This is a genomic window from Aquibium pacificum (assembly GCF_040839445.1).
GTDB classification, from domain to species: domain Bacteria; phylum Pseudomonadota; class Alphaproteobacteria; order Rhizobiales; family Rhizobiaceae; genus Aquibium; species Aquibium pacificus.
Genome location: NZ_JBDPGJ010000002.1, coordinates 1,020,868 through 1,037,377, shown reverse-complemented (window position 1 = coordinate 1,037,377; position 16,510 = coordinate 1,020,868). Strand labels below are relative to the sequence as shown.

The following is a 16,510-nucleotide window of genomic DNA, read 5'->3' as shown; positions in this document are numbered from 1 at the left end:
GCTTCCTCAATGCCGGAAATGCCGCATCCCGGTGAACACCATGGCGATCCCGTGCGCGTCGGCAGCGGCGATGACCTCGTCGTCGCGCATCGAGCCGCCCGGCTGGATGACGGCGGTGGCGCCGGCCTCGACTGCGGACAAAAGCCCGTCGGCGAAGGGGAAGAAGGCGTCCGAGGCAACGACCGATCCGGCTGTTCCCGGCTCTTGGAGCCCGGCGGCCTCTGCGGCGTCCTGCGCCTTGCGCGCGGCGATCCGGGAGGAATCCACGCGGCTCATCTGCCCGGCGCCGATACCCACCGTCGCGCCGCCCTTGGCGTAGACGATGGCGTTCGACTTGACGTGCTTGGCCACCCTGAATGCGAATTTCAGGTCGGCCAATTCCGCCTCCCCTGGCGCGCGCTTCGTGACGACCTTGAGGTCGAGATCGTCCACGACGCCATTGTCGCGCGACTGGACGAGCAGACCACCGGAAACGGTCTTGGCGGCAAGCCCCGGCGTGCGCGGATCGGGCAGGCCGTCGGTGACGAGCAGCCGCAGGTTCTTCTTCGCCGCGATGATCGCCTCCGCCTCAGCGCTGGCACCGGGTGCTATGATCACCTCGGTGAAGACTTTCGCGATCTCCTCCGCCGCGTCGGCGTCGAGCGGCCGGTTCAGCGCCACGATGCCGCCGAAGGCCGAGACCGGATCGCAGGCGAGCGCCTTCAGATAGGCTTGTCTCAGGCTCGCGCCCTCCGCCACGCCGCAGGGGTTGGCGTGCTTGATAATGGCCACCGCCGCCGAGCGCGCCGGATCGAACTCGGCGACGAGTTCGAAGGCGGCATCCGTGTCGTTCAGATTGTTGTAGGAGAGCTGCTTGCCCTGCACCTGGCGCGCGGTCGCAACCCCGGGGCGCTTCTCGCCGGTCACGTAGAACGCAGCCTGCTGGTGCGGGTTCTCGCCATAACGCGTGACCTCCGCCAGCCGCCCGCCGAAGGAGCGCCAGGCGGGATGTTCCACGTCGAGCGCTTCCGCGAACCAGTTGGCGATCGCCGCGTCGTAGGCGGCGGTGCGGGCGAACGCCTTGGCGGCCATCTTCTTGCGGAATTCGAGCGACAGGCTGCCCGTATTCATCTCCAGCGCATTCAGCACGGCGGCATAGTCGCCCGGATCTGTCACGACCGTGCAATAGGCATGGTTCTTCGCCGCCGCGCGCACCATCGCCGGGCCACCGATGTCGATGTTCTCGACCGTCTCGGCCTGGCTTCCGCCGGCAAACCGCACCTCCTCGAAGGGATAGAGGTTGATCACTACGAGGTCGAAGGGTCTTATGCCGTGCTCATCCATGGCCGCTGCGTGTTCGGGGTCGTCGCGCACGCCGAGCAACGCGCCGTGCACCAGCGGGTGCAGCGTCTTCACCCTGCCGTCCATGATCTCGGGAAAACCGGTCACGTCCGAGACGTCGATCACCGCGATCCCCGCCTCCGCGATTGCCCGGGCGGTGCCGCCGGTGGAGACCAGTTCGACACCTCGGTGCGCGAGTTCGGAGGCGAATTCGACGAGACCGGTCTTGTCCGAGACGGACAGGAGGGCGCGGCGAACTGCGACGAGATCCGGCGCAGGAATGTTCTTGGAGGCGACGGCCATGCGCGGGGTACTCCGTGAATGCGGGGACGCCGCGCCCTAGCATATGCGCCGACGAAAACAAACGCTGGAGGGCGGTGCGCGGCGGGCGGCAATCCTATCCGCGCAGGCGCGCGAAACGCCAGCGCACCTCCTGCCTTTGCGAAGCCCGGAAATGGAGGACGATCTGCAGGTTGCGCCGCGGCCCTGTGAGACCGGCAAAGAAGATCGATTCCTCCACGGAGGGCTTCACGGCCTCGCACTCGAACCGCCAGTGATTGTCCTCGCCGGCCGAGAGCACGAGCCGCTGCGCCTTGTCGCGCAGCAGGTTGACATCCGGGTGGACGTGGAAGCGAATCGCCACCGCGTCGTCGCGGTCGCGGGGGGCCGAGCCGTCCGGTCGGTGGAACCGGTCGACGCCGTCGAGCACCGCTCCCTCCGCGCCGAGCGAAAGCTCGCGTTCGTGCACGATGCCGAACAGCGGGACGTAGCCGTCGTGCGAGGCGACGAAGCCCTGGGTGCCGCCGGCATCCGTGCGTCGCGACCGCACACGGTTCGGACCGCCCACCAGGAGCGGGCCAAGAAACGCGCGCAGGCGCGGCGACGAAAGAATGCGACTGGACGACGTGTCGTTGAGGACGGCTGTCGAATGCGCGGCCGTCGCGCGGGCGAGCGCGAGAAAATCCTTGGGACCGTAAGTGTCGACGCCGGAATTGACAACTAGAACCCTTCGCTTCGACGAGAATTCGAAGGAGAGGCACCCAGCATGCGCCTGCGTCGACACCTCGGGACGGATCGGCGCGCCCGTGTCGGCGATGACCGTCGTCGCGCCCATCGTCAGGCGTTCGAAGCCGGAATGCGGGGCGTGCAGGAGCGGCTGGCCGATCGCATCGTCATGCCGCAGGATCGCCACGATCCTGTCGGGAATGGTGGCGCCCATTCCGTTGAAGCGGGCGAGGTTTCCGTCATGGTGGCGGAAGAAGCGGAGCGCGGGCAGCATCCGGTCGATCGCACCCATCAGGGCCGGTGGCGGCGCCTCGGCCTGGTTGGCGTAGGTCTGGCGCAGCGGCAGGAGATCGGCCAGAAGCTCCAGGATCGCCAGCGGGTTGCGCGAGATGTGGCCGCCGTCGGCAAGGATCTGCCGGTCGAGCTCGCGGGCCAGATTGCGCGTGGCGTTGCGCAACGTGGTGGAAGCGGTGGGCAGCGACAGCGCGGCGAAGGCCAGTGCGATGCGCGCCCTGAGCCGCTCCTCGCCATCCGGCATTTCCCGCACCATGGCGCGCAGGTAGCGGATCTGCAGCGAGAGCGAGCGCAGGAAGGCCCGGTAGAACTGGAACTCGGCCCCCTGCAGGACGATCGTGGAATGCTGCAGCCAGGCGATGATCCGCTTGGAGGTCACGTCGGGCTCCCACGCAATGCCGCGCAGGCGCGAGCCGTCCGTGTCGATCCAGTCGGTGATCAGCGCGCGGGCGTTCGCCGATGCGAGGTCCGTGCCCGCCTCGCGCATGTGTCTCAGCCAGCGGAAGCCGTGCAGCGACTTCAGCCATGCCTCGCCCGCGCCTTCCACGCCGAAAGGCGATTCTCCGCCAGTCTCGACCATGCGTCCGGCGAGCGGAAACCGGCCGTGATACATTTCCGAGGCGAGATAGGCGTCCGCCAGCCGCAGATCGGGTGGCGCGATCAGCACGCGGTCGGGCGTGCGCCCGGCATAGCGCCAGCGATATGCGGGACCCGTGCGCAGGCGGCGACGCAGACGGCGCCATGCCTCCTTCGCGACAAGTCTCCACAAGCGCGGTGAATGCCCCCCCGCCTTCGCCAATGATCCTGTCCCTCGAACGTCCCGCCCGGCAAGAGTCTATCTGATTCAAACCGCTGCGCGACATCGTTTTTGAAGCGACGGGCGATGTCCTAGGATTTTCGCCTGAGACGTGCGGCGAAGAAGCCGTCGAGACCGGAAATCCTGGGGTCGTCGAGGGAAAACCCGGCCGGCGTGGTGCGGAGTTCGCCCCGTTCGTTGATGAAATCCTCCGCTCCAGGAACATCCCCCGGCTTCAGCGGATCGCGCTCGTAGCCGGCTGATTCGGCAAGGAATGCGGCGATGACCGCCTCGCCCTCGGCGGGATCGAGCGAACAGTTCGAGAAGACGAGGCGCCCGCCCGGTCGCACCAGCAGGGCCGCCCGCGAGAGCAGCCGCGCCTGAACGCCGGCCAGCTTCTCGATATCCTGCGGCGACTTGGTCCACGGCACGTCCGGGTGGCGGCGCACCGTCCCCGTCGACGAACAGGGCGCATCGAGAAGCACGGCGTCGAACGCGGCCGACGGCTCCCAGTTCATGAGGTCGGCCTCGACGATTTCCACGTCGAGCCGGAGCCGCTCCATGTTCTGCCGCAGCCGCCTGAGCCGGCTCGCCGACACGTCGAGCGCAGTCACATGGGCGCCCGCGTTCGCCAATTGCGCTGTCTTGCCGCCGGGGGCGGCGCAGAGATCGGCAACGCGCGATCCGCGGACGTCGCCGAGCATGCGGGCCGGCAGCGACGCCGCCGCGTCCTGCACCCACCATGCGCCTTCTGCATAGCCGGGCAGGTCCGGAACCGCCCCGTCCAGGGAGGCGACGCGCACGCCGCCGGTCGGCAGGACTATCCCGCCGAGCTTTCGCGCCCATCCTTCGGGATCGGAAACGACGGTGAAATCGGCCGGCGCCTCGACCCGGTGCATGGCGAGAATAGCCGTGGCCGTCTCGGCGCCGTAGACCTCTTCCAGACGATGCGCGAACCATTCCGGCGCGTCGCGGTTTGCCGCAAGCGCGGCGGAAAGCGAGCGCTCCTTTCTCCGGGCGAGTTCGCGCAGCACACCGTTCACCACTCCGGAAAACCGCGCCGTGCGGGGGTCGCCCTTGGCGTGCAGGACGGCGAGGTTCACCGCCGCGCTGTCGGGGATGTCGAGAAACAGGATCTGCGCCGCCGCCACGTGCAGGACATGCGCCAGCGCGGTCGCGTTGACCGGCAGCGGCCGGTCGAGGCGGCTTCCGATCAGTGCGCCGATGGTGTTGCGATAGCGCAGCGCGGTGGCAAGGATGGCGCGCACGAGCGCCCGGTCGCGCGCCTCCAGCGCCAGATACTGCGGATGCCCGTGCTCGTTGTCGGTCAGTCCGTCGAGCGGCGTCTTCTTGTCGATCACGGCGGCGAGCAGCCTCGCGGCCGTCTTCCTCGCCGGCAGGCCCGGCGCGGCATTGTCCGATCCGGGGAGAACCCTATGGCTTTCGTTCGGGGTGGCGGACTTGCGGCCGTTCCCGGCCCTCACGACCACGGGCCCTTCGGCCCGTCGTCGTTGCGGCGTTCACGCCCGGCGCGGGGAACGGACGTGCGCGACGGCTCCCGGGGAGCAGCACGCGGCGTCTTGGCGCGGGCAGCTCCGTTCCATGGTCCTTCCGGCGCAGCCTGCGCCGGTGCGCTCCGCATCATTCCGTTGCCGGCCATCTCTTCCAGCGCCGCGATGCGGTTCTCGGTATTCGGGTGCGTGGAAAAGAGGTTGTCCATCCTCTCGCCCGAGAGCGGGTTGATGATGAACATGTGGGCCGTTGCCGGGTTGCGTTCGGCGTCCGGATTGTGGATGCGTTTCGCCGCAGTCGAGATCTTGTCCAGCGCAGACGCGAGCCACAGCGGGTTGCCGCAGATCTGCGCGCCGAGCCGGTCGGCAGAGTATTCGCGCGTACGGCTGATCGCCATCTGAACCAGCATGGCGGCCAGTGGCGCGACGATCATCGCCGCCAGCACGCCGACGATGCCGAGCGGATTGTTGTTGTCGCGGTTGCCACCGAAGAAGAAGGCGAAATTGCCCAGCATCGAGATCGCGCCCGCAAGGGTGGCGGTGATCGTCATGGTGAGCGTGTCGCGGTTCTGGACGTGGGCGAGCTCATGCGCCATCACGCCTGCGACTTCCTCGTAGGAAAGCCGTTCCAGAAGCCCGGTCGTGGCCGCCACCGCGGCGTTCTGCGGATTTCGCCCGGTGGCGAAGGCATTCGGCTGCGGGTTCTGGATGAGGTAGACCTTCGGCATCGGCAAGCCGGCATTCTGCGTCAGGCCGCGCACAATCTCGTAGTACTCGGGCGCGCTGCGCTCGTCGACCTCCACCGCATGGTGCATCCTCAGCACCATCTTGTCGGCGTTCCAGTAGCTGAAGAGGTTCATGCTGGCAGCGATGACGAAGGCGATGAGCATGCCGCCCGAACCACCGATCATGTAGCCGATGCCCATGAACAGCGCCGTGAGGACGGCCAGCAGCATCGCAGTGCGTATCATGTTCATCGACGTCTCCGATCCTGCGGTCCGGCCATGGGCTCGATCCGGATTCCGAACCGCTCTATATGATGGGAAGCAGCGATTGCCACTTCAATATTCGGGACGGTGCGGACGTGACGGAAAGAACTGCGGCGAAGGACGAGGCATCCGGCGGAGACGAACACGCCGCGCGGCAAAAGCCGCTGAGCGAAGCGGCCAGACGCGCGCTTGCCGAAGCCGAGGCGCGGCGTGAGGCCTATCTTCGCAAGGAGGCGGAGATGCCGAAGGAACTCGGCGGGCGCGGGGGGAAGGAGCCCGGACGCTACGGCGACTGGGAGGTGAAGGGGCTGGCCACCGATTTCTAGGGCCCCGGGCCGAACACTCTTGCCGGGAGAAGAAAATAGGACTATTTTCCTCCTATGGCGATTCCCCGACCAAGGTCTTTCCCGGCGTGGCATCCGCGGCTCTTGCCCGCCGCGGTCATAGCCTTCTCCGTCTCGCTCCCGCTTGACGGCGCTCGTGCGGCGGACGTCTTTCCCGGCCCGGTCGTGGCACATGTCCTGAAAGTCATCGACGGCGACACCTTCACCGCGGAGGCACTTATCTGGCCCGGCCAGGTGCTGACGGTGAACGTTCGTCTGCGCGGGGTGGATGCGCCTGAGTTGCGCGCCCGCTGCGACGGAGAGCGCAAGGCGGCAGTGCGCGCGACCGATGCGCTCGAAGATCTGATCCACGGCGACGCGCCGGTGACGATCTCCAACATTGCATCGGACAAGTTCTATGGCCGCGTTGTCGCCGACGTCACCACGGGTGCGGGAGACCTGGTCGCAAAACGGCTTCTCGATGCCGACCTTGTGAGGCCATACGCGGGCGGCGGGCGGGCCGGCTGGTGCTGAGCCTGCGCCGCGCCGATTCGGCACAGCGCCTTCGCGAACCGGTTTCCGGCAGCAGCCAGCACTGGTTATGCGCTGCTTCCGAGCGGCGCCGGTTAACCAACCGGTAACCATACCCCGAAGAAGTTCCTCTGTTCCTCAAGGGCTTGGCCTCTCTGCCTCGGGCCGGCGCCGGCCGCGCCTGGGACTGGCAGCGAACTTGCTTGACCTGTGCGAAGCGGACTGCCGCGGATGGGTCAGGTCATGTCGAGGAAATCGTCTGTCGAATGGGTGAAGTGGTTCTGGAGCGACCGGAGCGGCAACTTCGCCGTCGCGACCGGCGCGGCGATCTCCGTTCTGGTGCTGGCAGGCGGTTTCGCGATCAACATTGCCCAGTTGACGCTGACGAAATCGAACCTGCAGCAGGCGCTGGATTCGGCGGTGACGTCCACGGCCCGCGACCTAACCACTCACAAGATCGACCCAGAGGACGCAGATGCCATGGTATCCGCTTTCCTGCAGGCGAACGGGATCAGGGGGTTCGCCCAGGCCGACCGCGTCACGCTCGACCGCGTCGAGGTCGACCGCTCGACCCGGATGGTGACGGCGCATGCGAGCGTCGTCCTCGATCTCGCCTTCCCGGTCTTCCGCTCGTCGACCACGCGCCGTATCGCCGTCGAATCCGCCGCGCTCTATTCCGACAAGCGGATCGAGGTGGCGATGATGCTGGACGTGACCGGCTCGATGGCCGGCCAGAAGATCAAGGACCTGAAGAAGGCAGCCAAGGGCGCTGTTTCGACGTTCCTGACCGGACAGGACCCCGACGATCCGCGCGTGCGCGTCGCCATCGTTCCCTATGCAGATTCCGTCAACGTCGGAGCACTGGCGAACACGGTCAACGTGGAGACCGGCTATACGACCGACGAGCCGCCGGCCATCGACAGTGCGCGCTCCGCCTCGTCCTCCTTCCGTCCCGACACCTGCGCCACGGAACGCAAGGGCCGCTATCAGTTCTCCGACGCCAGTCCTTGGAAGGCGATGCCGAGCCGCGATTATCGCCTGCAGTTCTGTCCGGGCGCGCAGCTTTCGCCGCTGACGGCGGACAAGGCGCGGCTCGACAACCGCATCGATTCCTTCTCGGCCGACGGTGCCACCGCGGGACACATCGGCATCCAGTGGACCTGGTACATGCTGTCACGCGAGTGGAAGGATTTCCTCCCCACTGGCTCGGCGCCGGCCAGGGCTTCCGACGACAAGACGGCCAAGTTCGCGATCCTGATGACCGACGGGGAGTTCAATACCGCGTTTGCCGGCGTGGGCCGCTGGGAGCAGCCCCGCACGCAGCAGCAGACGCGCTCGCGCAACCATGCCGAAAGGCTGTGCGAGGAGATGAAGAAGGACGGCATCGAGATCTTCACCGTCGGATTCATGCTCAAGGAGAGCGCCGCCAGGCAGGTCATGGCGAAGTGCGCGTCAACTGACGATGCGTCGTCGAAGCACTATTTCGAGGCGGGCAGCGGCGCCGAACTCGACGCAGCGTTCCAGGCCATCGCAGCCAACATCGAACGCCTGGCGATCGTCAAGTAGTCGACGCTACGCCTCGACCCGCATCGGCAAGGCGACACCAAGGAAAAGGGGCCGCCCGATGAGGCGGCCCCCGTGTTTCCGTCCGCGGCGCGGCTCGTGGCGACGGCAAGGCCGTCAGCCGCGCGTCACGCCCTTCATCAGGAAGGCTGCTTCCCGCAAAGGCGATCCGCCGAAGCCACGCTCTGGGAAACGAAACCACTCGACATCGGATCACCTCCTTTCAGTTCGTTGAACACAAGAGAGAGGATGGGGTGATCCGGCCTGGAATGCAAGTGGCGTCGCTGCAACAGGTCCGCACGCCGGCCACCGCGTCACCCGCCGGTTTTCGTGGCTATCTACCCGTGGTAGAATTCCGGATGATTGGAGATTTTAGGGTTGCACTTCATCTAGCCCGCGCAACAGCGACCCTTCTGCTCTTCGCTGGCCTTTGCACGCCGGCGAGCGCTTCGCCGCCGCTAAGCAAGCCCGTCGCCGGTACTCTCGCGATTCCCGTGGCCGCGCGCACCTGCAAGGAGGTGTCATCCTGCGAGGAGGCGGTGCGGCTGTGGTGCGGCGGATACCGGCGCGCCGACGGTGATGGCGATGGGATCCCCTGCGAGAACGTCTGCAGGACCAAGGAACAGGTCGACAGGATCCGCACGGCGATCGGCTGCTGAGCGGCCGAGGCCAGGCAGCCTCAGCGCGCCGCGATGGCCGCCGCCGCGCCTGCCATCATGGTGGCGCTGGCACGATTCGCGACGCGCATCGCACGCGCGCTCCGGAGGAGCTTTCGCGCACCGCCGGCAGCCAACACCCAGCCGAGGTCGACCGCCACCAGCACCAGGACCATCGTCGACGTCAGTTCCGCCCAACCGAGCAGCGTGACCGAGTCCAGGTCGATGATGGTCGGCAGCAGCGCCATGTAGAACATCATGATCTTGGGGTTGCCGAGCGTCACCGCCATGCCCGTGGCGAACATCTTCCACGGCGAGCCGGAAGCTGGCGCCTGCCCGCCCTCTGCGGCGACGGGTGCCGTCCACATTTTCCAGGCCAGCCAGGCGAGATAGGCGACGCCGGCCCATTTGATCGCCAGAAAGACGGCATGGAAGCTCTGCGCGATCAGCGCCAGCCCGAAGATCGCGAAAGAGAGCCAGATCGCCTCGCCGATCCACATCGCCGCCAGGAAAGGCATCACGTCGCGGGGGCCGCGCGCCAGCACGCGCGCCACCAGCGCGGCGATGCTGGGACCGGGGGAGCCGGCCGCCACGATCAGCGCGCCGGCGAAGATGGCGAGGGAGGCGAGGTCCACTGCTGCTACTTCTTCTTGTTCTGCCGGTTCGAGACGAGGTCGTCCACGACCGCCGGATCGGCGAGCGTCGACGTGTCGCCCAGCGCGCCGAAATCGTCCTCGGCGATCTTCCTCAGGATGCGGCGCATGATCTTGCCCGAGCGTGTCTTGGGCAGGCCGGGCGAGAACTGGATCTTGTCGGGCGAGGCGATCGGCCCGATCTCGTGGCGTACATGCGCCACCAGCTCCTTGCGCAGCTCCTCGGTGGGTTCGACGCCCGACATCAGGGTCACGTAGCAGTAGATGCCCTGCCCCTTCAGGTCGTGCGGATAGCCCACGACGGCTGCTTCCGAGACCTTGTCGTGGCTGACCAGCGCCGATTCCACCTCCGCCGTACCCATGCGGTGGCCCGACACGTTGATGACGTCGTCGACCCGGCCGGTGATCCAGTAGTAGCCGTCGCCGTCGCGGCGGCAGCCGTCACCGGTGAAGTACTTGCCCTTGTAGGTCGAGAAGTAGGTCTGGATGAAGCGCTCGTGGTCGCCGTAGACCGTACGCATCTGTCCGGGCCAGGAATCGGTGATGCAGAGGTTTCCGTCCGCTGCACCCTCGAGGACCTTGCCGTCATTGTCGACCAGCTGCGGCTGGACACCGAAGAAGGGAAGCGTCGCGGAGCCGGCTTTCAGGTCGACTGCGCCGGGCAGCGGCGTGATCAGGATGCCGCCGGTCTCGGTCTGCCACCAGGTGTCGACGATCGGCGACTTCTTCTCGCCGACCACGTTGTAGTACCACTCCCAGGCTTCCGGATTGATCGGCTCGCCGACGGAACCGAGCACCCGCAGGGACTTGCGCGAAGACTTCTTCACGTGCTCATCGCCGGCCCCCATCAGGGCGCGGATGGCGGTGGGCGCGGTGTAGAAGATGTTGACCTTGTGCTTGTCGATTACGTCCCAGAAGCGCGAAGCGGAGGGATAGTTCGGCACGCCCTCGAACATCAGCGTGGTGGCGCCGTTGGCCAGAGGCCCGTAGACGATGTAGGAGTGCCCGGTGACCCAGCCGACATCGGCCGTGCACCAGTAGATGTCCCCCTCGTGATAGTCGAAGACGTACTCGTGCGTCATCGAGGCGTAGACCAGATAACCGCCGGTCGTGTGCAGCACGCCCTTCGGCTTGCCGGTCGACCCGGAGGTGTAGAGAATGAACAGCGGGTCCTCCGCCTTCATTTTCTCCGGCTCGCACTCCGGCCTAACCCCACGGATCTCGTCGTGGTACCAAAGGTCGCGTCCGTTGGCCCAGCCGACCTTGCCGCCGGTGCGGCGCACGACCAGCACGTTCTTGACCATGACGTGGTTCTTGGCGGCGATGTCGATCGCCTTGTCGGTGTTCTCCTTGAGCGGAATCGTGCGGCCGCCGCGCAGCCCCTCGTCGGCGGTGATGACGAAGGTCGATTCGCAGTCGACGATGCGACCGGCGAGCGCATCCGGCGAGAAGCCGCCGAACACCACGGAATGGATCGCCCCGATGCGCGCGCAGGCGAGCATCGCGTAGGCCGCCTCCGGAATCATCGGCATGTAGATGGTGACGCGGTCGCCCTTCTTGACGCCGTGCGCCTTCATCACGTTGGCGAGCCGGCAGACATGCTCGTAAAGCTCGCGATAGGTGATCTTCTTGTCGTCGTAGGGATTGTCGCCCTCCCAGAGGATCGCGACCTGGTCGCCGCGCTTCTTCAGGTGGCGGTCGATGCAGTTGTAGGAGACGTTGGTCTGGCCGTCCTCATACCACTTGATCGACACCTTGCCCTTGAAGGAGGTGTTCTTGACCTTGGTGTAGGGCTTGAACCAGTGGATGCGTTTGCCGTGCTTGCCCCAGAACTTGTCCGGGTCCTTCACGCTGTCCTTGTACCACTTGTCATACGTGTCGCGGTCGATCAGCGCCCGCTTCTTCCACTCGGCTTTGACACGATGGACATGGACGTCGGACATGCTTTCCCTCCCGTTCGGACATTTCGCGGCGGCATGGCGGCTCGCGCTCGCCGGCCCGCTGACCCGGGCCGCATTATTATCAATTCGCCGCGCCCCACAACATTAGACCTTGGGTTGGGCGTGTCGACGTGTCGCGCTGTCGGCCACCGCAACGCTCCGCCTCTTGTCAGCAGCCACCTGACGCGGCTGCCAACACATTGAATCAGCGACAGAATTCGGCTTCCATCACGAAAATGTCAATAGACGATTAACCTTCCGGTCCGACACTTTTTCCTTGGAGGAGAATCGACCAAGGCAACGGACGACCGGAAGGACTGCCATGCGTGACGCTTCTGAAATGGAACTGATCCTCAACGGGTATGGACTGACCACCGCCCAGATCCTCTACCGCATGCCCGACCATCCCCACCTTCTCCAGACATACATCTGGCAGGAATACGATCTCGCTCCCCGCTTTCCGGCGCTCTTCAGGTTCGTCGAGTTCTGGCGCGAGAAGCTCGAGGGACCGCTGCATTCCGTTTCCTACACGCACCGGAAACTGATCGCGCCGAACGAATGGCGCAGCGTGAACGGCGAGCTGGTCCTGCACTAGCCGTAACCTGCGCCGGCGCGAGGCCCTCGCCCGGCGGGTTCGCGAGCCGGGCGCGGGGTTTCCTGTAGCGGACGCGATCGGTCCGTCCTATATTGTGTTCGACGGTCTGCGCTTCGCGGCAGGAGTAACACTTCCCCGGGGCCTTATTGATCCTTAGGGAGCTGTCCCTGGGGGGACCCGTGGGTCCTCTCATACGGCGCCCACCTACTTTGTAGGCACCCGGGATCAACCTCTCCACCGGTTGTCGTGGATCGTCGCTCTCCCTCGCCTCCCGGATTCCAAGGTTGATTTCTCCCCGCCATTCGGGTTCCTGCACGCCGGAAAACGGGAAACACCGGATGCAGCCCCTCAAGGAACTGAAGCGACGGCGTCGCGAGGAAGCACTCGCGCGCCGCGATGCGCTCGCACCGCAATACCGCATCGAGGCCTCGCTTTCGGTCGCCGAGACCGGCACCGAAGCGATCCAGTGCGGACCGGGCGACGTGGTCTCCGGTTTCTGGCCGATCCGTTCGGAGATCGATCCGCGCCCGCTGATGGATGCGTTGCGCCAGAAGGGGGCTCGACTCTGCTTGCCGGCGATCCTCGACAAGACCACCATCGTCTTTCGCGAACTTGTGCGCGGCGCACCGTTGGTCGACATGGGCTTCGGCACCATGGGCCCTTCCGGGGAGGCCGAGGTGCTCGACCCGACGATCATGCTCGTCCCGCTAGCCGCCTTCGACGCGCGCGGCCACCGCATTGGCTACGGCGCCGGCTACTACGACCGCGCTATTTCGAAACTGCATGCGAACGGTCTGTCGCCCCGCCTCGCCGGAATGGCTTTCGACTGCCAGGAGGTCGAGCGCGTGCCCGACGAACCGCACGACATGATCATCTCCGAACTGTTGACCGAAAGCGGCTTGCGCCGTTTCGCCGACGGACTGTAAGGCTCGCCTCATGAGACTTCTCTTCCTCGGAGACATGGTGGGCCGCACGGGCCGTAACGCGGTGTGGGACCGGCTGCCCGGCCTGATCTCGGACTTCCGGCTCGACTTCGTCATCGTCAACGGCGAGAACGCGGCGGGCGGCTTCGGCATCACCGAGGACATATTCCGCCAGACGCTCGATGCCGGCGCCGACGTCGTGACCACCGGAAACCATGTCTGGGACCAGCGCGAGGCGCTCGAATTCGCCCCGCGCGAAGAGCGTTTCCTGCGCCCGGCGAACTTTCCGCCCGGCACGCCCGGCCATGGCTCGGGCCTCTTCACGGCGAAGAACGGAGCCCGCGTGATGGTCTCCAACATCATGGGCCGCGTCTTCATGCATCCCGAACTCGACGATCCGTTCCAGGCGGCGGAGCGCGAACTGGCCGCCTGCCCGCTCGGCGAGCAGGCCGACGCGGTCGTGATCGATTTCCATGCCGAGGCGACGAGCGAGAAGATGTGCTTCGCGCATTTCGTCGACGGGCGCGCAAGCCTCGTCGTGGGGACCCATACGCACCAGCCCACCGCGGATCACCAGATCCTGTCGGGAGGTACCGCCTACCTGACCGATGCCGGCATGTGCGGCGATTACGATTCCTCACTCGGCATGGACAAGAGCGAACCGCTCAACCGGTTTCTCTCCAAGGTGCCGAAGGGGCGTTTCGAGGCAGCGGCAGGTCCCGCGACCATCTGCGGCCTCGGGGTCGAGATTTCCGACCGCACCGGGCTCGCCGAAAAGGTCGCACCGCTGCGACTGGGGCCGCGGCTCGAGGAGACGGTTCCGGCCTTCTGGAACGGTCATTGACCGGCCGCGTTGAAGAACCTAAGTCTCCGGCAATCCAGCCAGCTCCGTTTGGAAATCCCTCCCCATGCCTTTCGCAGAGTTCATAGCCCCGCACTTCGTATGGCTGGATGACCCGACCGCCTGGGTCGCGCTGGCGACGCTGGTCGTGCTTGAGATCGTGCTCGGCATCGACAATCTGATCTTCATCTCCATCCTGACCAACAAGCTTCCGGCCGAGCAGCAGAAGAACGCGCGGCGCATCGGCATCGGCGCCGCCCTGGTGCTGCGCCTCATCCTGCTTGCCACGATCTCCTTCATCGTGAGCCTGACCTCGCCGCTCTTCACGCTGTTCGACCACGGCTTCTCCTGGCGCGACCTGATCCTGATCGCCGGCGGCCTGTTCCTCGTCTGGAAAGCGACGAAGGAGATCCACCACTCCGTCGATCCGGAGGATCACAAGGACAACATGATCGGGTCGGCGGTAACGATGTCCATCGGCGCCGCGATCCTCCAGATCCTGCTGCTCGATCTGGTCTTCTCGATCGATTCCATCATTACCGCCGTCGGCATGACCGACGAGATCGCGATCATGTACATCGCCGTGATCTGCGCGGTGACCGTCATGCTGGTCGCGGCCGAGCCCCTGTCGCGGTTCATTGCGAAGAACCCGACCATCGTGATGCTCGCGCTCGGCTTCCTCCTGATGATCGGCATGACGCTGATCGCCGACGGCATGGGCTTCCATGTCCCCAAGGGCTACATCTACGCCGCGATGGGTTTTTCCGCCCTGGTGGAAGGCCTCAACATGCTGGCGCGCCGCAAACGCGCGGCCGACAAGGCCGCGGGCCGCGACGGCGGCGGACACTGACCGGCCTCAGATCGGCGTGCCTCCGGGCCGGGGAAGAACTTCCCCCGGCATGGGGATCAGCATGTGGCGCTCCCTGAGCCAGGGATCGATCGCGATCGCCTCCCGCAGCGCTTGCTGGCTGAGTTCCATGCGACCCTGCCGCATCAGGACGAGCGCCTTTCCGGCAAGGGCTGCGAAGTGTTTCGGCTCCAGTTCCAGGGCGCGGTCGATGTCGGAAAGGGCGTCGTCGAGATTTTCCTTCAGGAAATGCACGAAGGCGCGCTGGTTCCAGCCTTCCGCGTAATCGGGCGCCGCGGCCACCACGCCGTCGAGGATGCGCAGGGCCTGATCGAAATCGTAGGATTCACGCGCCCGCATGGCTTCGGCGACGTCGCGGCGCACCTGCGCAGTCGGTCCTTGCGCCATCCACATCCGCCAGATGGCGTCCTCGGCCGTCCGCGCGGCGGTCTCGGTCGGCGCATTTAGCAGTTCCTCGAAGAGCCGCTCTCGTTCGTCAGGGTCCGCGGCCTGCAAGGGGGCGGCCGCCAAGAGCAGCGCCAGGAATGCGAAAACCAGCCGTCCCGGACCGGCCATGACGGACCTCATACCCCTTGCAGGATGAGGATCGTCGGCCGCCTCGGCAGGTCACGCAGCGAAATGGTGAAGCCGCGTTCCTCGCGATAGTCGATCTCGTAACCCTCGCCCATCATCGACAGGAACTCGCCCATGGGTGTCGAGTGGCGGTGCATCGGCAGAACGATCGAGGAATAGAGCCGCGTGGTGATCTCGCTCATGTTGGTGAGCGACTGCGTCATTCCCCCATCGACCGGCACCATGACGATGTCGAGCCGCCCGATCGCGGCATAGTGCGCGTCGGTGAGGTCGTGATGCAGGTGGCCGAGATGGCCGATGCACAGATCCGCTACCTCGAAGATGAAGATCGAGTTCCCGTCCTTCTCCATCGCGCCGTAGCGGCGGATGTCGGTCGGCACGTTGCGGACATAGACGTCGTCGACGACGACGGCATGCCGCGCCGGGCCGTCGCCGCCGGGGTTCCAGCCCGGCAGGACATATTCGATTGCCGGATCGGGAGTGGTGGTGAAGTGCGTCGTATGTGCCTTGTTCATGGTGATGACGCGCGGCAGCGGATCGCGTCCGTAGACGCCGCTGTAGTCGGTGGCGATGCGCACACCGGCCGGGCTCTCGATGATGTAGGTAGAATGGCCGGCATAGGTGATCGTCACCTCGGAGACTTCCCTCACGGTCTGCGCCGGTGTGAAGCTCGCGTAGGTGACGGACGGCAGTCCCTGAGCGATCGCCAGGCATTTCGACGGCACGGGATCGTTCTGCGCCAGCGCGGCGATCGGCCAGGACAGGACGGCAAGCAGGTTGGCGGCAGCGCGGGAGAGGGACATGAAAGGTTCTCCGTCAGCGACGCGTTAGCGGGCGTATATCCATTACGCCACGTTATTGCCGCGGAACGGAGTCACGATTTCGCGAGAGGACAGGTCGAATTTCCCACCTCGCCACCGGTTGCAATTCGCGGCGGCTCTGGTTATATCGCGGGCTCTTGGACGCGCCCATCGTCTAGCGGTCAGGACGGCGCCCTCTCACGGCGCAAACAGGGGTTCGATTCCCCTTGGGCGTACCATTCTCGCATCGATGTGCGAACCACAGGACTGTTCCCTTCCACTCTCCGAGTTGCACCCTAGAACGAAGGCGTGGGCACGTCTCGATCGCC

At 65.9% G+C, this 16,510-nt stretch carries 16 protein-coding genes, 1 tRNA gene and 1 other RNA gene; 10 read left to right on the top strand and 8 right to left on the bottom strand.

The features are described from left to right. Nucleotides 1-6: 6 nt before the first annotated feature. The 4 genes from purH to htpX all read right to left on the bottom strand — a co-directional run bounded on the left by purH (nucleotide 7) and on the right by htpX (nucleotide 5,903). Nucleotides 7-1,623, bottom strand: coding sequence for a bifunctional phosphoribosylaminoimidazolecarboxamide formyltransferase/IMP cyclohydrolase (gene purH, locus ABGN05_RS11455; protein ID WP_367954137.1), 1,617 nt, complete (start codon nucleotides 1,621-1,623; stop codon nucleotides 7-9). A 94-nt stretch (nucleotides 1,624-1,717) separates the two neighbouring features. Beyond that, nucleotides 1,718-3,418: a heparinase II/III family protein gene (locus ABGN05_RS11450; protein ID WP_367954136.1), complete on the bottom strand. Its 1,701-nt coding sequence runs from the start codon at nucleotides 3,416-3,418 to the stop codon at nucleotides 1,718-1,720. A gap of 89 nt (nucleotides 3,419-3,507) precedes the next feature. Then, nucleotides 3,508-4,899 (bottom strand): RsmB/NOP family class I SAM-dependent RNA methyltransferase, encoded by a 1,392-nt coding sequence (locus tag ABGN05_RS11445; protein WP_367954135.1) that lies wholly within the window; start codon nucleotides 4,897-4,899, stop codon nucleotides 3,508-3,510. Beyond that, nucleotides 4,896-5,903: a zinc metalloprotease HtpX gene (htpX, locus tag ABGN05_RS11440; protein ID WP_367954134.1), complete on the bottom strand. Its 1,008-nt coding sequence runs from the start codon at nucleotides 5,901-5,903 to the stop codon at nucleotides 4,896-4,898. Before htpX ends, ABGN05_RS11445 begins: the two co-directional genes overlap by 4 nt. A gap of 59 nt (nucleotides 5,904-5,962) precedes the next feature. Between htpX and ABGN05_RS11435 the strand changes: the two genes are divergently transcribed. From ABGN05_RS11435 to ABGN05_RS11420, 4 genes are all read left to right on the top strand, one after another. Further along, entirely contained in the window at nucleotides 5,963-6,241 is a 279-nt protein-coding gene (locus ABGN05_RS11435) for a DUF1674 domain-containing protein (protein ID WP_367954133.1), read from the top strand. Nucleotides 6,242-6,343: 102 nt separating this feature from the next. Next, on the top strand, nucleotides 6,344-6,772 hold the full coding sequence (locus tag ABGN05_RS11430) for a thermonuclease family protein (RefSeq protein ID WP_367954132.1): 429 nt from the start codon (nucleotides 6,344-6,346) through the stop codon (nucleotides 6,770-6,772). Nucleotides 6,773-7,012: 240 nt separating this feature from the next. Then, nucleotides 7,013-8,335, top strand: coding sequence for a pilus assembly protein TadG-related protein (locus ABGN05_RS11425; protein WP_367954131.1), 1,323 nt, complete (start codon nucleotides 7,013-7,015; stop codon nucleotides 8,333-8,335). Nucleotides 8,336-8,607: 272 nt separating this feature from the next. Next, complete coding sequence (locus ABGN05_RS11420; RefSeq protein ID WP_367954130.1) at nucleotides 8,608-8,991, top strand: excalibur calcium-binding domain-containing protein; 384 nt, start codon at nucleotides 8,608-8,610, stop codon at nucleotides 8,989-8,991. Between the two features lie 20 nt (nucleotides 8,992-9,011). On the opposite strand, the gene ABGN05_RS11415 is transcribed toward ABGN05_RS11420, so the two are convergent. Next, nucleotides 9,012-9,623, bottom strand: a complete 612-nt coding sequence (locus ABGN05_RS11415; protein WP_367954129.1) for a LysE family translocator — start codon at nucleotides 9,621-9,623, stop codon at nucleotides 9,012-9,014. A 5-nt stretch (nucleotides 9,624-9,628) separates the two neighbouring features. After that, nucleotides 9,629-11,584, bottom strand: a complete 1,956-nt coding sequence (gene acs / locus ABGN05_RS11410; protein ID WP_367954128.1) for an acetate--CoA ligase — start codon at nucleotides 11,582-11,584, stop codon at nucleotides 9,629-9,631. A 319-nt stretch (nucleotides 11,585-11,903) separates the two neighbouring features. Between acs and ABGN05_RS11405 the strand changes: the two genes are divergently transcribed. The 5 genes from ABGN05_RS11405 (at nucleotide 11,904) to ABGN05_RS11385 (ending at nucleotide 14,790) form a co-directional block, all read left to right on the top strand. Further along, nucleotides 11,904-12,176, top strand: a complete 273-nt coding sequence (locus ABGN05_RS11405) for an usg protein (protein ID WP_367954127.1) — start codon at nucleotides 11,904-11,906, stop codon at nucleotides 12,174-12,176. Between the two features lie 100 nt (nucleotides 12,177-12,276). Next, nucleotides 12,277-12,433, top strand: a non-coding RNA gene (gene ssrS, locus ABGN05_RS11400) — 6S RNA. A gap of 81 nt (nucleotides 12,434-12,514) precedes the next feature. Next, nucleotides 12,515-13,102 (top strand): 5-formyltetrahydrofolate cyclo-ligase, encoded by a 588-nt coding sequence (locus ABGN05_RS11395; RefSeq protein WP_367954126.1) that lies wholly within the window; start codon nucleotides 12,515-12,517, stop codon nucleotides 13,100-13,102. Nucleotides 13,103-13,112: 10 nt separating this feature from the next. After that, nucleotides 13,113-13,943: a TIGR00282 family metallophosphoesterase gene (locus ABGN05_RS11390; protein WP_367954125.1), complete on the top strand. Its 831-nt coding sequence runs from the start codon at nucleotides 13,113-13,115 to the stop codon at nucleotides 13,941-13,943. A gap of 64 nt (nucleotides 13,944-14,007) precedes the next feature. Beyond that, nucleotides 14,008-14,790, top strand: a complete 783-nt coding sequence (locus ABGN05_RS11385) for a TerC family protein (protein WP_367954124.1) — start codon at nucleotides 14,008-14,010, stop codon at nucleotides 14,788-14,790. Nucleotides 14,791-14,796: 6 nt separating this feature from the next. Here the strand turns inward: ABGN05_RS11385 and ABGN05_RS11380 are convergent, their stop codons facing one another. Then, nucleotides 14,797-15,363, bottom strand: a complete 567-nt coding sequence (locus ABGN05_RS11380; RefSeq protein ID WP_367954123.1) for a tetratricopeptide repeat protein — start codon at nucleotides 15,361-15,363, stop codon at nucleotides 14,797-14,799. A gap of 8 nt (nucleotides 15,364-15,371) precedes the next feature. Next, a complete protein-coding gene (locus ABGN05_RS11375) occupies nucleotides 15,372-16,184 on the bottom strand; it encodes an MBL fold metallo-hydrolase (protein WP_367954122.1) in 813 nt (270 codons plus the stop codon). Between the two features lie 161 nt (nucleotides 16,185-16,345). Between ABGN05_RS11375 and ABGN05_RS11370 the strand changes: the two genes are divergently transcribed. Then, nucleotides 16,346-16,420 (top strand) — tRNA-Glu (locus ABGN05_RS11370). Nucleotides 16,421-16,510 lie beyond the last annotated feature (90 nt).

Coding starts and splice junctions, on each gene's coding strand:
- purH (WP_367954137.1), bottom strand. CDS start 1,623: ATGGCCGTCGCCTCCAAGAACATTCCTGCGCCGGATCTCGTCGCAGTT.
- htpX (WP_367954134.1), bottom strand. CDS start 5,903: ATGAACATGATACGCACTGCGATGCTGCTGGCCGTCCTCACGGCGCTG.
- ABGN05_RS11435 (WP_367954133.1), top strand. CDS start 5,963: ATGATGGGAAGCAGCGATTGCCACTTCAATATTCGGGACGGTGCGGAC.
- ABGN05_RS11425 (WP_367954131.1), top strand. CDS start 7,013: ATGTCGAGGAAATCGTCTGTCGAATGGGTGAAGTGGTTCTGGAGCGAC.
- acs (WP_367954128.1), bottom strand. CDS start 11,584: ATGTCCGACGTCCATGTCCATCGTGTCAAAGCCGAGTGGAAGAAGCGG.
- ABGN05_RS11405 (WP_367954127.1), top strand. CDS start 11,904: ATGCGTGACGCTTCTGAAATGGAACTGATCCTCAACGGGTATGGACTG.
- ABGN05_RS11395 (WP_367954126.1), top strand. CDS start 12,515: ATGCAGCCCCTCAAGGAACTGAAGCGACGGCGTCGCGAGGAAGCACTC.
- ABGN05_RS11390 (WP_367954125.1), top strand. CDS start 13,113: ATGAGACTTCTCTTCCTCGGAGACATGGTGGGCCGCACGGGCCGTAAC.
- ABGN05_RS11385 (WP_367954124.1), top strand. CDS start 14,008: ATGCCTTTCGCAGAGTTCATAGCCCCGCACTTCGTATGGCTGGATGAC.
- ABGN05_RS11380 (WP_367954123.1), bottom strand. CDS start 15,363: ATGGCCGGTCCGGGACGGCTGGTTTTCGCATTCCTGGCGCTGCTCTTG.
- ABGN05_RS11375 (WP_367954122.1), bottom strand. CDS start 16,184: ATGTCCCTCTCCCGCGCTGCCGCCAACCTGCTTGCCGTCCTGTCCTGG.